Here is a 12,320-nt window from a genome sequence, read left to right as displayed (position 1 = left end):
CGATAACAACACCCTATGAGGTGGTATTATCAATTAAAGGAACATCCACATGGAAGCGAAAATAAAACAGTTAAGCGAACGCATAAAAACAATGAGAGATAAAATACAAACAGAGGAAGCAACAAAGCACTCTTTTGTTATGCCATTTCTTTCATCTCTTGGATATGATGTTTTCGACCCATCGGTTGTTGTCCCTGAATTTACGGCAGATATTGGCACTAAAAAAGGCGAAAAAGTTGATTATGCCATTTTGAATGATGGAAAGCCCATTATGATAATTGAGGTAAAAAACCACGCTGAAAAGCTCGATAATCACAATAACCAATTAGTGAGATACTTTCATGTAACCGATAGTAGGTTTGCAATTTTAACCAATGGCATTGAATACAGATTTTTTTCAGACCTTGAAGAAAAAAACAAGATGGATAAATCCCCATTTTTGATTGTCAATCTTGAAAACATAAAAGATAGGGATATAAAAGAACTTGCAAGGTTTGCAAAAGATTTAGTTGATACCGACTCCATTTTACAAATGGCAAGTGCTAAAAAATATTATCGTGAGATACAATCTATTTTTAGTGCAGAAATTGAAAACCCCTCGGATGAATTTGTAATTTTCTTTGCTAAAAAAATAACCGATAAAAGAATGACAGCTCAGACGATTGAAGAGTTTAGAGGGCATATTAAAAAGTCCTTTTCAGACGTACTCACAGACTTGGCAAATGAAAAAATTCAGGCTATTCAATCCACTTTATTAGTTCCAAAAAGTGAATCAAAAGAGATTGAAGAAACCCCTATAACTGAAGATAAACAACAAGTATTAACGACAGATGAGGAAATTGAAGGCTTTTATATTGTAAAATCAATCGTGGGTGAAGTTCTTGGCGTGCATAATGTATCATTCAAAGACACTGTAAATTATTTTAATATCTTGTATCAAGGCAAAGTAACAAAATGGATTTGTAGATTGTATTTTAATGGTAAACAAAAAATGATTGCATTCCCTGATGCCAAAGGGGCAGAACAAAGAATACCTATGGAGTCAATAGACAGTATTTATGAGTTTAAAAAAGAACTTTTAGACTCAGCCGAAAAAAGAAAACAAGGCAAAGAGTAATACAAAAATAAGCTATTAAATCAGTATCAACGGGGTAAAGTGAATAATACAAAAGAGTTAAGAAAACAGCACAAAGCAAAATTTGGTAAAGAACCAAATATTATAGGGATGTTTTGGGACGACCCACAACTAGTAGAAGATAATATCATAAAAGCCATAGAGACTAACATTCCTTATGATGAATATGAACTATTTACAGACGAAGAGAAAGAAGCATTTGATAAAGGGATGCTTCTTTTTTAACAAATAACCCTAAAAGGCAGGATTTAAGTAAATCTTTATTATTTGAAATATTTAACGCATACTTAAATCACGATGCCTACATTGGACAGCGTAACAGATTTAAGAGGTAACACCCAAATGGCGACACCCTTACTTAAGCAAAATTTTCCGCCGACCCTTTTAAAAGCAGATTATTGATAAATCGCTTTAAATAAATAAGTCAATCAAAAAACAATCAAAGTGCTTTATTTTATTGGCTTAGAATTTTAACCTTATTGAAAAGTGATTAAGTCTTATTTTACACAGTGAGTAAAAACTATTTATTTATGATTTTTTACTAAAAAAGGACACCCTGGAGGACACCCAAAGAAAACTTAAACGCTGAAAGTGCCTAAAATATGGGGTTTTGAATGAGGTGGTGGCTGGAGACGGAATCGAACCGCCGACACGGAGATTTTCAGTCTCCTGCTCTACCGACTGAGCTATCCAGCCACGCTTTGAAGAGTTGAAATTATAGCTTAAAAACTTTAAGAGCAGCTTAGCCCTAGGCTAAAGCTAGCTCTTTAAAACGATCGCCTCTGTGGGCGTAGGATTTAAACTGATCTAAACTCGCCGCAGCAGGGGAGAGTAGGGCGACTGTTTGGGTGGTATGAACGGCATGGATCTGTTTCATTGCCTCTTCCAAAACGAAGCATTTATGAAGTTCTATGCCTTCTTTTTGTGCAAATGTTGCCAGTCTTTCAGTGTTGGAACCAATCGCAAAAATCTTTACATGTAAAGGCTTCATAAAATCAAACAAATCTTGCAAATCAACGCCTTTGTCATCACCGCCTAAGACAATGAGGATTTCGTCGTTTTTATAGCGTTTGAGCGCTTCTATTGTGGCATCAACATTCGTTCCTTTGGAGTCATCCACCCAAAGGCGACCCTGTTTGTCATGAAACTCTTCAATTTTATAATGATCGATTTTAAACGTATTGAGCAGATCATAATCGACACTGTCTAAAAGAATTTTTTGTGCACTCATTGCAAGGACTGCATCTAGTAAGAAGGGCGTTTTAAAGCTTATTTTTGAAAGGTCTATACCCATTTGCTCTGCCAAATCTTCTTCCGTCTCATAAGTGATTACATGAGCGAGTGTTTGAACGTTAGCATACGCTTTAGGAAGAATTGCAACACTGCCTTCACGCATCCGCGCAAGGGGTGAAAGTTTGGCTTCGATATACGCTTGCATACTTCCATGCCACGTAATGTGATCAGGTTTAATAGGAAGGAGCAAGTAAATATCAGGAGCTGTCACTTTGGTGTAGTGAAAGGTAAACGAACTGGTCTCAAGCACCCAAATTGGTGCCTGATTACTAAGCTCTGCTAAAGGTGTGCCGATATTGCCGCCCGCTTGCGCTCCTTGTTTTTGAAGGAGAAATTCACACATTTGCGTTGTAGTTGTTTTTCCGTTCGTTCCGCTAATCCAAATACTAAAAGGCATGGATTCTTTAAAAAAGTCGTATTCACTGGTCACGTGAAGCGCTTTTTGGATTAAAGGGTGATGCGCTGGAAAACCAGGGCTTGGGATCTCGACGCTACTCGCGTTAGGATCAAATTTTGAAGGAGGTAACAAAAGGTTACCAAACGCGTCTGTCGCTTTACATGTAAAGTTATCGTCAAAAATTTGACATTGCCCTGCAAAGCGTTTTGCAATCGCTTTGGTTGTTTTTCCGTGTCCGAAGAGTGTTATCATCTGATTTTCAATGCCGTAAGTGCTAAAAGATTTGACATGAGAGCGATAATCCAAAATCTCACGATAATCTTGTTTTCTGGCCAACCTTTCACCTCAAAGTGGTGATGGATCGGCGCCATAAGGAAGATACGTTTTTTGCGCGTTTTGAAACTTCCCACTTGTAAAATAACCGAAGCAGTTTCAAGTACAAAAACAAAACCAATAAAGAGCAATAAAATTTCGTTTTTAGAAATAATCGCCATATAGCCGATAAATGCGCCAATGCTAAGGCTTCCACTATCGCCCATAAAGATTTGTGCTGGATAGCAGTTAAACCATAAAAAGCCCACAAGTGAGCCCATAACAGCCGTTGCTACAATAACCACTTCACCACTACCGCCAACTTTTGGAAGGAGTAAGTAGCTGCTTAAAAAGGCGTTACCACCGACATAAACAAACACGGCAAGTGAAAGAATCGAAAGAATGGCAGGAACGGTTGCCAAACCATCAAGACCATCCGTGAGGTTGACGGCATTACTGGCTGAAACCATGACCAAAACCCAAAAGGCAAGGGCTAAAAGGTGCATATCAAACAGTGGGAACTTGTAAAAGGGAACAAAAAAGGTCGTATCTAGATCAACGATAAGGTATAACAGCAAAGCAATAATAGAAGAGGCTAAAATTTGCAAACCAAGTTTTCCACGTGGTGTGAGACCTGCGGTGTTACTTTTGCCCAAAATTTTAGCGAGATCATCTTTCATCCCAATAAGCCCAAAAAGTAAAATACATGCCAGTCCTAAAAGAACAAAAAGATTGTTCATTCGTGCACAGATTAATACAGAAAGGGTTGCGGCACACAAAAAGACGATGCCTCCCATGGTGGGTGTTTTAGACTTTTTTTGGTGAGATTCAGGGGCGAGTGAATAGATAGGTTGGTTTGCGTTGCGTGATTTGGCCCATTTGATGAATTTCGGCATCAGGTAAATCGTCAAAATAAAGGCTAAAAAGAAGGCAATACCTGCACGAACAGTAATATATTGGAACAGGTTAATTGAGGTAAGTTTGTAAAGAGCATATAGCATGAATGTTATTTCCAGCTTCTAGAGATAAATTTTTATAAAAGCAACATTTTAGTAAGATATTGCTTATAAGCTTATAACAAAGGGTGTGATTTTGAAACCAAACGTTACGAAAACATTACTTATTATTACCGATGGCATTGGACACAATGTCAGTCAAACTGCCAATGCCTTTGCCATGGCACATAAACCAACCTACGATAAGCTTTTTAGCGAGGTTCCTTACACTCTTATAGCAACTTCAGGACTGAGTGTTGGTCTTCCTGAGGGACAAATGGGCAATAGCGAAGTAGGGCATATGTGTATCGGAAGTGGGCGTATTTTGTATCAGAACTTGGTGAAAATCTCTCTAGCTGCCAAAGATGGCTCTCTGGCTACTAATCCAGCCTTAACGCAGCTTTTACATGTAAAGGGTGCGATCCATATCATAGGGCTTGTGAGCGATGGTGGGGTGCATTCGCATATTGAGCATATCATTGATCTTGCAAAGATTGTGGAAGCACAAGGAAAAAAAGTTTACCTGCATGTCATTACCGATGGCCGTGATGTCTCCCCAACCTCAGGGATGAGTTTTTTAGAACAACTTTTAAGCATTTGCAATGAAAATATTAGCATCGCTTCTATATCTGGTCGTTTCTTTAGTATGGATCGTGACAATAGGTGGGAGCGTGTGAAAGAAGGGTATCGTGTTATGGTTGACGCGAAGCCAAAAGAAGCTTTACATGTAAAAGAGTATTTGCAAAGTATGTACGATAAAGGCGTTACCGACGAATTTGTCGAACCGATGGCATTTGAGCCTTATGCAGGCATGCATGCCGATGATGGTGTCATCTTTGCTAACTTTAGGAATGATCGTATGCGTGAGCTCGCGCGCGCCATTGGATTTAAAGAGTTTGGAGAATTTTCACGCACGCTCAACGGTGTTGAATGTATTACGATGACTGAGTATGACAGTAGTTATCCATTCCCCATTATGTTTCAAGCCGATGCGCCACAAAATACGCTGTGCGATGTCATTTCACGTTCTGGTCTTACCCAATTTCATACCGCAGAGACGGAGAAGTACGCGCACGTTACCTTCTTCTTTAATGGTGGAATTGAAGAGCCAAAAGTGGGTGAGACGAGACTGCTTGTACCAAGTCCAAAGGTAAAAACCTATGACCTTCAGCCTCAGATGAGTGCTCCTGAAGTTGGGGATGTTGTTTTGACAGCGATGGATGAGCAGTATGATTTTATCGTTGTCAATTTTGCTAATGGCGATATGGTAGGACACACAGGAAGTTTAGAGGCTGCCATTCAAGCCGTGGAAGCGGTGGATGTACAGCTTGGTAGATTGTTTGATAAGGCCAAAAAGTTGGGTTATGCCATTGTGCTTACGAGCGATCATGGAAACTGCGAACAGATGTTTGACACAAAAGGCGCTAAACTGACGAACCATACAACCTTTGAAGTGTATGGTTTTGTGATGGATGAACGGGTACAACAGGTGCAAAAAGGTGGACTCAATAATATCGCGCCAACTATTTTAAAACTGATGGGCTTAGAAATTCCCTTAGAAATGGACCAGCCGTTAGTTGTATTTTAGTACCCACTTTGGGTCAATAATGAATTACATGTAAAAGGAAAAGAATGAAATTTAGCGGAAAAAATGTTTTAATCACAGGTGCGGCAAGTGGTATAGGTAAAGAGATTGCAGTGACACTCGCAAGTTATGGTTTGAAAGTGTGGATTAATTACCGTTCGCGTCCTGAGTCAGCCGATGCCATCAAAGCAGAGATTGAAGCAAATGGTGGAATTGCAGCTGTGATTGGTTTTGATGTAGCTGATGAAGAGGCGTTTGTGGAAGGCATTAAAACGATTGTGGATAGCGATGGTGAACTCTCTTATTTGGTCAATAACGCAGGTATTACGAATGACAAACTTGCGATTCGTATGAAAAAAGAGGATTTTACATCTGTGATCGATATTAACCTGACATCCGCATTCATTGGTTGTCGTGAAGCACTTAAGGCGATGAGTAAAAAACGTTTTGGCTGTGTGGTTAACATTGCTTCGATTGTTGGTGAAACAGGCAATGCAGGGCAAGTGAATTACAGTGCAAGCAAAGGTGGTTTGATTGCAATGACGAAAAGCTTTGCTCAAGAGGGTAGTGCGAGAGATGTACGTTTTAATGCGGTCACGCCTGGTTTTATTGCCACAGAGATGACGGATAAACTCAGTGATGAAATCAAAGAGAGTTATACGTCTAAAATCCCACTCAAACGCTTCGGTAGTCCAAAAGACATCGCAGAAGCAGTTGCATTTTTACTCAGCGATAGCGCAAGCTACATTACAGGTGAAGTCTTGAAAGTGAATGGCGGTATGTACATGTAAACGGGAGTTTACATGTAACAAATTCAAATTAAAGGTTTTTTTGATAAAATAGTGGAAATTTTTTAAAGGAGCTAGTAAATGGCACTATTTGATGATGTAAAAGCGGTGGTTGTTGAACAATTAAATGTAAATCCTGACGAGGTAAAAGAAGATTCAAAATTCGTAGAAGATTTGGGCGCAGATTCTTTGGATGTTGTAGAACTCGTTATGGCACTCGAAGAGAAATTCGACATTGAAATTCCTGACACTGACGCTGAGAAAATCGTCACTGTAAAAGATGCTATGTCTTACATTGAAGCACATAAATAATTTTATAACACATACAACCCGCTTGTGCGGGTTCTTCCTTCCCCACAAAAGATCACTAAAGAGGATAAAAATTTGAAAAGAGTCGTTGTTACTGGTATAGGAATGATTAATTCATTAGGTTTGGATAAAGAGAGTTCTTTTAAAGCTATCGTTGAAGGTCAATGTGGCATTAAAAGCATTAGTTCGTTTGACACAACCGAACATTCTGTTACCATTGCTGGCGAAATTACTAATTTTGATCCAAATACCATTATGAACCCTAAAGAGGTCAAAAAAGCAGATCGTTTTATTCAACTGGGACTTGCGGCTGCTAAAGAAGCGATGAATGATGCAAAATTTGAGGACTATGAGTCAGAGAGTTTTGGTGTTAGCTCCGCTTCAGGTATCGGCGGTTTAGTAGTCATTGAGAAAAACTCCGTGATTGTTAATACAGTAGGCCCTCGTAAAATTTCTCCTTTCTTCATCCCCTCTGCTCTCATTAATATGCTTGGTGGCATGGTTTCAATTGAATATGGACTCAAAGGCCCCAATCTTTCTTCTGTAACAGCATGCGCTGCGGGTACACACGCAATTAGTGATGCAACCAAAACGATGATGACGGGTGGCGCTAAAAAGATGCTCGTTGTTGGTGCAGAAGCAGCTATTTGTGCTTCAGGTATTGGTGGTTTTGCTGCCATGAAAGCACTCTCTACGCGTAATGATGACCCTAAACATGCTTCTCGCCCCTTTGATAAAGAACGAGATGGATTTATTATGGGTGAAGGGGCAGGTTCACTTGTCCTTGAATTTTACGAAGATGCAATAGCACGTGGTGCACACATTTACGGTGAAGTCGTTGGATTTGGTGAGAGTGGTGATGCAAGCCATATTACCTCTCCAAGTTTAGACGGTCCACTTCGTGCGATGAAAGCAGCCTATGAGATGGCGGGTCGTCCCAAGATTGATTATATCAATGCTCACGGAACCAGTACACCAGCCAATGATAAAAATGAAACAGCAGCGATCAAAGAACTTTTTGGTACAACTGTCATCCCACAAATTAGCTCTATCAAGGGTCAAATTGGGCACTGCTTAGGTGCTGCGGGTGCCATTGAAGCGGTTGTCTGTTTAATGGCTATGCGTGATGAAATTTTACCTCCAACGATTAATTATGAAAACCCAGATCCTGATTGTGATTTGGATTATATCCCCAATGTTGCACGTAAATGTAGAGCGGAATATACGATGAGTAACTCATTTGGTTTTGGCGGAACGAATGGCTCTGTCATTTTCAAGCGTGTATAAGGAATTCTAGTGGCGACTTATTTGGATTTTGAGAATGGTATCAAGCAAATTGATGAGGATATTTCCAATGCCAAAATCAAAGGTGATAGCCATGCTGTTGAGATTTTAGAAAAGACACTTTCAAAAGAGATTTCTAAAACCTATAAATCTTTAAGTGAATATCAAAAGCTTCAACTTGCTCGTCATCCTGATCGTCCTTATGCGTTAGATTATATTCGCTCTATTTTGCATGATAGCTATGAAATTCATGGTGATCGCAATTTTGCAGATGATGCTGCCATCGTCTCTTATATAGGCTATATAGGTACTCGTAAAGTCATTGTTGTGGGTGAACAAAAGGGACGTGGAACGAAAAATAAAATCAAACGTAATTTTGGTATGCCTCATCCTGAAGGGTATCGTAAAGCACTCAGAATTGCTAAAATGGCAGAAAAATTCAATCTTCCTATCCTCTTTTTGATTGACACTCCAGGTGCTTATCCTGGAATTGCTGCTGAAGAGAGAGGTCAAAGTGAGGCGATTGCTAAAAACCTTTTTGAGTTAAGTAAGCTCAATACCAAAAGTGTCTCTGTTGTGATTGGTGAAGGTGGTAGCGGGGGGCTCTTGCTATTGGTGTGAGTGATCGAGTAGCCATGATGCGCTATTCTGTTTTTTCTGTTATTTCACCTGAAGGGTGTGCTGCTATTTTATGGAACGATCCAGCGAAACAAGAAAGTGCTACCAAAGCAATGAAAATTACTGCTGAAGATTTACAGCAATTAAACCTTATTGATGCTATTATTGATGAACCTTTGATTGGAGCGCACCGTGACAAAGAGAGTGCAGCAAAAGCACTTGAAGATTATTTCCTGAAATCATTGGAAGAACTTGATAAACTCAGTAATGAAGAGCGTATGGCAAAGCGTTATGAACGTATTATTTCTATTGGAGCGTATGAAGAGCGCTAAGAGAAAATCTCTTAGCGTTTAAAGAAGTGACTTTTTATTTCTGCACGTTAAAACTACCAACCACGAACAAGTGTATGACAATCTGTACAAGCATTTACAATATCTGAAAAAGCACTAAATGCTTTTCTAGGCTGTTGGACGGACAAATAATACTTCATCTCTTTCGCTGCATTCTCGATTCGTTTTGAACTAATAAATGCTAGATTTTCCATCTGTTTTTTCCCTTCTGGCAAAAAAGCTTTGATGGCATTGCGATTATCATAGGTACTATTTTCTTTCTCAACTTGGTCAATTCCATCTTGAACGAGTTTCATATTATTGTACAAAAAACCTTTTTGAATATTTGCAAGGCCATTTTCCATATTAAGCATAACGACTGCATTCATTTTTTCAATTTCTTCGGCTGCATTGAGAGAATAGACAAGGGATAGGGAAGCTAATATCATTGTAATTTGAAATCGTTTCATTAATGTCCTCCTTTTAAAACACCACCTTCATAGATACCCGGGAAGGTGGCGTTACATGTAATAAAAAGTTCTAGTGAACCTCTCTCCATATTTTGACTTTCCAAAGATAAGCGAGTAAGGTAAAGAGCGCCATATAACCAATGAGTTTATACCCAAGATCGTCTCTTTCGGCTTTTTTACTATCACCCACTTTTTCCATATACGTGATCACTTGGTTTTGAGCTTTTTCACTCAACCCAACACGAGGCATAGACGTACCTGCTAGTTGTTTTTGTGGGTTGTTAATGAATGTTGTAAGATACTCAGCACCTTTAGAGCGAATCATCATCGAAAGATCAGGAGGAATGGTTCCCATATACGCTTTTAACGCATCTTTATCCGTAGTACTCATGATTTTGTCATACTTCATATCATGGCATCTTTGGCATGCATCTGTGAAGACTTTTTTATCATCCATTGGAGCGACAGGCGCTATGCTTTGAAGATACGCAACAATATCAGCGACTTCTTGATCTAAGTCTCCACCCAAACCAAAGAATTGGATCATTGGATGAGGACGTGTCTCATTAAACTTATGTTCAACGTTAAGTGCCTTCGTTGGGTTTTTAATCAGTGCCACAAGGAAGTTTTTATCGTATAGAGCACCTGCTGTGCTAAGATCTGGAGGAACGACACCAAACGTTGCAGAAGCACTTGCGTTATCCATGGGAGCTGGCATTCCTTGAGAAGAAATACCATGACACCCCGTACATCCCGCACTTAAAAAGGTTTCAGCACCTTTGGTGGCATCACCTTTTTTATCAGAGGCACCGAGATCTTTAAACGCAAAATCTGCAGGAGCAACATGAGGATGCATTTGGGAATGAGCAAAAGGTTCTACGCCCCAATACACAACGGCTGTAAAGAAGATTACAACGGCTAATATTTTTAACTCTCTCATTTGCAACCTCCATTATTACATTTACAGTTCGCTTCCATTTTTGTGATAATTGGAAGAAGAATAAACAAGGCAAGAAAGACAATGGTTGCACCAAAGCCAACCCATGCATTGTTTCCTGTTGGTGGAAGTTTGCCATAAACGGTTAAAACAATCATATCAATAAGTAATAACCAAAACCAAACAAAGAAAAGAGGTCGTTTATGCGCTGGTGCAGTATGCATAGGATTCCTATCAAGGAATGGAAGAAGCATAAAGATTACATTCGCAAAACCAAACGCTGCTAGACCAATTTTCATGGCAGGAACGCCTGCAATATCAAAGAAGAAACCACGAAGCACTTCATAACTCCACAAGAAGTACCACTCAGGGTAGATATGAGGAGGTGTTTTCATATTGTTAGCTGGCTCAAAGTTAATAGGATCCATGGCAAAGTCAAAATGGAAACAGACCAAATAGAAGAAAATGGTAAGAGCAACGCCTACAACAAAGAAATCTTTGGAGAGGAACACTGGCCAGAAAGGTACCACTTTAGATTCAACTTTTTTACCATCAAGGTATTTTTGAGATTCAGCATCAAAATCGAACTCTTCAGAATCTTGGTTATTGACGTGAGGCATTCTTAAAGAGTAGAAGTGAACGGCAATAAGTAAAAGAATAACCAATGGGAGTAAAAGGACATGGAGCATGAAGAAACGTGTTAAGGTTGCATCGGCAACTAAGAAGTCCCCTCTGATCCAAATAACCAAAGCATCACCAATGACAGGAATACCGCCAAAAAGGTTGGTAATAACTTGGGCTGCCCAGTAGCTCATCTGTCCCCATGGAAGCATGTATCCACTGAACGCTTCAGCTGAGAACATACCAAAAAGTGCCATACCCGTAAGCCAAATAACCTCACGGCCTTTTTTATACGAACCGTAATAGATACCCGTAAACATGTGAATGTAAATGACAAGGAAAATAGCAGACGCTGCAACACCGTGCATATGACGCCATAACCAGCCGTACTCTACTTCTTGCATAATCGTATAGTTAACACTATCAAATGCGAGTTTAATGTCGGGTTTATAGTACATTAAAAGGAAGATTCCCGAAACAATAAGAACCATAAAAAGAACCATCAACACTACACCCATTGCCCAAAGGAAGTTGATGTTTTTAGGAATCCAATACTCTGTCATCATCACTTTGATAAACTTATTGACTGCTAATCGCTGATCGAGCCAATCGATAAAGCCTGTCGCTTTTCTAATTTCTGCCACGTTTGTCTCCTTTACGCTTTCTTAGCTACCAGTTTTTTATACTCTGGTCCTTCTTCACCAAGAACAAGCTTCGCTCCATCTATTTTAAAAGGAGGAATGTCCATTGGTCTTGGAGGTGGTCCAAAAGTGTTGACACCGCTTGAATCAAACTCACCACCATGACAGGCACACTTAAATTGTTTGGATGCTGGCATCCATGTAGGAATACAGCCTAAGTGGGTACAAAGTCCTATCATCACTGCATACGTACTACCACTTGCAACGATGTCCCGTTTCTCATTTTTGGGCATATCCGCACTTTTCTTCAAAATGAAGATCGGCTTACCCCTCCATTGGATCGTTTGGACTTCTCCCTCTTTCATTGGAGAGAGATCAACGGTGATGAATCCAGCAGATTGTACGCTTGGGAGTGGATCCCAAGTCTTTTTCATAGCGCCAAGGGCTATAACGCCACCTGCCGCTGCAAAACCGCCGAATGCCATGCCTATAAAGTCTCTTCTGCTTTGCTCAACAGCCATTCTTTGTTCCTTTCGTGTAGTTTAATTTGTGACAATTTTATCGCATCTTATATTAAGAATCTATGGCATATGTCAATTATTACAG

Annotated in this window: 12 protein-coding genes, 1 tRNA gene and 1 pseudogene; 7 read left to right on the top strand and 7 right to left on the bottom strand. The window is 39.7% G+C overall.

The window, feature by feature from the left end; genetic code table 11:
- The first annotated feature begins 49 nt into the window (after positions 1–49).
- Together SJPD1_RS11350 and SJPD1_RS11345 are read left to right on the top strand one after the other, a co-directional pair.
- A complete protein-coding gene (locus SJPD1_RS11350) occupies positions 50–1,117 on the top strand; it encodes a type I restriction endonuclease (protein WP_096047262.1) in 1,068 nt (355 codons plus the stop codon).
- A gap of 39 nt (positions 1,118–1,156) precedes the next feature.
- Positions 1,157–1,360 carry a hypothetical protein gene (locus SJPD1_RS11345; protein ID WP_096047261.1) on the top strand — a complete coding sequence of 68 codons (204 nt, stop codon included), beginning with the start codon at positions 1,157–1,159 and terminating at the stop codon, positions 1,358–1,360.
- A 395-nt stretch (positions 1,361–1,755) separates the two neighbouring features.
- Here the strand turns inward: SJPD1_RS11345 and SJPD1_RS11340 are convergent.
- From SJPD1_RS11340 to mraY, 3 genes are all read right to left on the bottom strand, one after another.
- Positions 1,756–1,831: transfer RNA gene (locus SJPD1_RS11340), tRNA-Phe, on the bottom strand.
- Between the two features lie 52 nt (positions 1,832–1,883).
- On the bottom strand, positions 1,884–3,077 hold the full coding sequence (gene murD / locus SJPD1_RS11335; RefSeq protein WP_096047847.1) for a UDP-N-acetylmuramoyl-L-alanine--D-glutamate ligase: 1,194 nt from the start codon (positions 3,075–3,077) through the stop codon (positions 1,884–1,886).
- The gene (mraY, locus tag SJPD1_RS11330; protein ID WP_096047260.1) at positions 3,074–4,138 is read right to left on the bottom strand and encodes a phospho-N-acetylmuramoyl-pentapeptide-transferase; all 1,065 of its coding nucleotides are present in this window, start codon (positions 4,136–4,138) and stop codon (positions 3,074–3,076) included. The genes murD and mraY overlap by 4 nt, the downstream gene beginning before the upstream one ends.
- Before the next feature lie 91 nt (positions 4,139–4,229).
- Between mraY and gpmI the strand changes: the two genes are divergently transcribed.
- The 5 genes and pseudogenes from gpmI to accA all read left to right on the top strand — a co-directional run bounded on the left by gpmI (position 4,230) and on the right by accA (position 9,048).
- Complete coding sequence (gpmI, locus tag SJPD1_RS11325) at positions 4,230–5,720, top strand: 2,3-bisphosphoglycerate-independent phosphoglycerate mutase (RefSeq protein ID WP_096047259.1); 1,491 nt, start codon at positions 4,230–4,232, stop codon at positions 5,718–5,720.
- A gap of 44 nt (positions 5,721–5,764) precedes the next feature.
- Positions 5,765–6,508 (top strand): 3-oxoacyl-ACP reductase FabG, encoded by a 744-nt coding sequence (gene fabG, locus SJPD1_RS11320; protein WP_096047258.1) that lies wholly within the window; start codon positions 5,765–5,767, stop codon positions 6,506–6,508.
- Between the two features lie 78 nt (positions 6,509–6,586).
- Positions 6,587–6,817 (top strand): acyl carrier protein, encoded by a 231-nt coding sequence (acpP, locus tag SJPD1_RS11315; protein ID WP_025345613.1) that lies wholly within the window; start codon positions 6,587–6,589, stop codon positions 6,815–6,817.
- 72 nt (positions 6,818–6,889) lie between these two features.
- On the top strand, positions 6,890–8,101 hold the full coding sequence (locus SJPD1_RS11310; protein WP_096047257.1) for a beta-ketoacyl-ACP synthase II: 1,212 nt from the start codon (positions 6,890–6,892) through the stop codon (positions 8,099–8,101).
- A 9-nt stretch (positions 8,102–8,110) separates the two neighbouring features.
- Positions 8,111–9,048, top strand: a pseudogene (accA, locus tag SJPD1_RS11305) (acetyl-CoA carboxylase carboxyl transferase subunit alpha).
- Between the two features lie 53 nt (positions 9,049–9,101).
- On the opposite strand, the gene SJPD1_RS11300 reads toward accA, so the two are convergent.
- From SJPD1_RS11300 to petA, 4 genes are all read right to left on the bottom strand, one after another.
- On the bottom strand, positions 9,102–9,515 hold the full coding sequence (locus tag SJPD1_RS11300; protein WP_096047256.1) for a hypothetical protein: 414 nt from the start codon (positions 9,513–9,515) through the stop codon (positions 9,102–9,104).
- A 70-nt stretch (positions 9,516–9,585) separates the two neighbouring features.
- Positions 9,586–10,455, bottom strand: a complete 870-nt coding sequence (locus SJPD1_RS11295; RefSeq protein ID WP_096047255.1) for a c-type cytochrome — start codon at positions 10,453–10,455, stop codon at positions 9,586–9,588.
- On the bottom strand, positions 10,452–11,717 hold the full coding sequence (locus SJPD1_RS11290; protein WP_096047254.1) for a cytochrome b: 1,266 nt from the start codon (positions 11,715–11,717) through the stop codon (positions 10,452–10,454). The genes SJPD1_RS11295 and SJPD1_RS11290 overlap by 4 nt, the downstream gene beginning before the upstream one ends.
- A gap of 11 nt (positions 11,718–11,728) precedes the next feature.
- Positions 11,729–12,235: a ubiquinol-cytochrome c reductase iron-sulfur subunit gene (gene petA / locus SJPD1_RS11285; protein ID WP_087439237.1), complete on the bottom strand. Its 507-nt coding sequence runs from the start codon at positions 12,233–12,235 to the stop codon at positions 11,729–11,731.
- Between the last annotated feature and the right edge of the window lie 85 nt (positions 12,236–12,320).

Origin of the sequence: Sulfurospirillum diekertiae (genome assembly GCF_002309535.1) — a bacterium.
Classification (GTDB): domain Bacteria; phylum Campylobacterota; class Campylobacteria; order Campylobacterales; family Sulfurospirillaceae; genus Sulfurospirillum; species Sulfurospirillum diekertiae.
The sequence above is the reverse complement of the archived record's forward strand: the minus strand, read 5'-3'. Positions and strand labels throughout refer to the sequence as shown.

Excerpts from the sequence above, each read along its gene's own strand:
- fabG (WP_096047258.1), top strand. The coding sequence starts at position 5,765 with ATGAAATTTAGCGGAAAAAATGTTTTAATCACAGGTGCGGCAAGTGGT.
- mraY (WP_096047260.1), bottom strand. The coding sequence starts at position 4,138 with ATGCTATATGCTCTTTACAAACTTACCTCAATTAACCTGTTCCAATAT.
- SJPD1_RS11350 (WP_096047262.1), top strand. The coding sequence starts at position 50 with ATGGAAGCGAAAATAAAACAGTTAAGCGAACGCATAAAAACAATGAGA.
- acpP (WP_025345613.1), top strand. The coding sequence starts at position 6,587 with ATGGCACTATTTGATGATGTAAAAGCGGTGGTTGTTGAACAATTAAAT.
- SJPD1_RS11295 (WP_096047255.1), bottom strand. The coding sequence starts at position 10,455 with ATGAGAGAGTTAAAAATATTAGCCGTTGTAATCTTCTTTACAGCCGTT.
- murD (WP_096047847.1), bottom strand. The coding sequence starts at position 3,077 with ATGATAACACTCTTCGGACACGGAAAAACAACCAAAGCGATTGCAAAA.
- SJPD1_RS11300 (WP_096047256.1), bottom strand. The coding sequence starts at position 9,515 with ATGAAACGATTTCAAATTACAATGATATTAGCTTCCCTATCCCTTGTC.
- petA (WP_087439237.1), bottom strand. The coding sequence starts at position 12,235 with ATGGCTGTTGAGCAAAGCAGAAGAGACTTTATAGGCATGGCATTCGGC.